Raw genomic sequence first — 2,379 nt, 5'->3', positions numbered from 1 at the left:
GTGCTGCTGGCGACACTGCTGGTGCTGCTGACCTGGTTGCTGCTGCTGCGGCGCGGCAACCGGCGGCTGCGGCAGGCGCGGCAGATCGAGCGCGATGCGCGGCGGCTGGCCGAAGAGAGCACCGCGGCGCGCGGCCGCTTCATCAGCTACCTGACGCACGAGCTGCGCGGCACGATCGGCGCCATCGGCACCGGCGCGCAGATGCTGAAGGACGACCTGCCGCCCGAGCGCCGGCAGCGGCTGGCCGATGCGATCAGCGAATCGGCCGAGGGTTTTCGCAGCTTGCTGGAGACGACGCTGCAGTACGAGCAGCAGTTGGAGCGCCGCGTCGAGCTGCAGCTGGCGCCGACCGAGTTCGCGGCGCTGTGGCAGCAGATGATCGCGCCGCTGGAGCTGAGCGCGCAGGGCAAGGGCCTGGGCTTCCGCGCGACGCTGGAGGCCGACGGCGCGGCACGCGTGCTGATCGATGCGCAGCGGCTGCGGCAGGTCGTCAACAACCTGGTGGGCAACGCGATCAAGTTCACCAGCGAAGGCGAGGTGACGGTGCAGGGACGGCTGAAGGGCGAGGGCACGGCGGTGCAGCTGGAGCTCGACGTGTGCGACACGGGGCCGGGGCTGACCGAAGAGGACCGGCTGCGCCTGTTCCAGCCGTATGCGCAGGGCGTGCAGGGGCAGAAGCTGCGGCAGGGCGCGGGCCTCGGGCTCGCGATCACGCGGCAGATCGTCGAGGCGATGGGTGGGCGGATCAGCGCCGAGGCGGCACCGGGGGGCGGGGCGGTGTTCCGGGTCAGCGCGACGGTGGTGTCGGCTTGATGTACTGCGCCTGAGGGTTGTATCCGTCAGACACCCCACGAGAACGCTTGTTTACATCGTGGAATTGAAATTCCACACATGATGCCGCCGGAACGAATGTTCACCCAACATCGCAAGGAGGCGGCGCCATGGAACTCAGGACGATCTTGAAGACCCCGCGAGTGAAGCCGCTGCTGCGGCTTGCATCGGGGACACCGTTGGCCTTCATGGCGGCGCTCGCGCTGTCGGCCGCACCGGCCTGGGCTGCCACCACCACGCTCGTCGGCAAGGCCAGCGGCCGTTGCATGGATGTCAGCGGCAACAGCACGACGGCGGGCGCCGCCATCCAGATCTACGACTGCCACGGGGGCGCCAACCAGAAGTGGGAGTTCACCGCCTCGGGTGAGCTGCGCACCTTCGGCGGCACCCGCTGCCTCGATGCCAAGGGCCAGGGCACCACGAACGGCACGCGGGTCACCTCGTACACCTGCAACGGCCAGGCCAACCAGCAGTGGCGCTACAACGCCAACGGCACCATCACGGGTTCGCAGTCCGGCCTGTGCCTCGACGTCGTCGATGCCAGCAACGCGCAGCGGGCCGCCGTGCAACTCTGGGCCTGCCACGGCAGGGGCAACCAGGTGTGGAACCGCAGCGATGGCGGCAGCAACGACGCGCAGGCGCCGTCGATCCCCGGCAACCTGAAGGTCGCCAACCTGCAATGCCGCTCGGTCACGTTGTCGTGGTCGGCCTCGACCGACAACGTCGGCGTCGCGTTCTACGACATCTACCACGATGGCCAGGCCATGGCCTCGGTGAGCGGCAGCACGCTCAGCACCACGCTCACGCTGAACCCGGGCGCGCAGTGGGGCTTGTACGTGAACGCCCGCGATGCGGCGGGCAACGTCTCGCAGGCCAGCACCACGCTGCCCATCACCGTGCCGCAGTGCAGTGCCGACACCGAAGCGCCCACCATGCCCGGCGGCCTCACCGGCTCGGTGGCAGGCACCGCCGCCACGCTGCGCTGGAGCGCCTCCACCGACAACGTCGCGGTGAGCGCCTACGACGTCTGGCGCGACGATGCCAAGGTGGGCTCCACCTCGAACCTCAGCTACACCGACAGCGGTCTCGCGGCCAACACCACCTACCGCTATGCCGTGGCCGCGCGCGATGCGCAGGGCAACGTGTCGCAGCGCACCACCAGCATCAGCCTGACGACCGGCAGCTCGTGCAGCAATCCGGTGTGTTCGGTGAGCCAGGTGACGACCGACACCGACATCCCGTGGGGCCTGGTCGCGCTGCCCGATGGCAGCGTGCTCTACAGCCGCCGCGATGCACAGGACATCGTGCGACTGAACCCGGCCACCGGCGCGAAGACCACCGCCGGCAAGATCCCGAACGTGTCGGGCACCGACGGCGAGGGCGGCCTGATGGGGCTCGCGGTGACGCCGGCCTTCCCGGCCACCGACCCGTGGCTCTACGTGATGCACACGACGGCCACCGACAACCGCGTGATCCGCCTGAAGTACGTCAACGGCACGCTGGACACGTCGACCCTGCAGGTGCTGCTGAGCGGCATCCTGCGCAACA

The 2,379-nt window shown here is 69.4% G+C and carries 2 protein-coding genes; both read left to right on the top strand.

The annotated features are described in order from the left end of the window. Positions 1-813 (top strand): sensor histidine kinase (locus tag AC1D15_RS27415; protein ID WP_477828489.1); only part of this gene is annotated, 813 nt, incomplete at its 5' end. 161 nt (positions 814-974) lie between these two features. Next, positions 975-2,379: ricin-type beta-trefoil lectin domain protein (locus tag AC1D15_RS27410; RefSeq protein ID WP_477828488.1), on the top strand; the 1,405-nt coding region annotated here is incomplete at its 3' end.

It is taken from the genome of Rhizobacter sp. P2_H2 (assembly GCF_056403375.1).
Note: the sequence above shows the minus strand (reverse complement) of the source record. Positions and strands in the feature narration are given on the sequence as shown.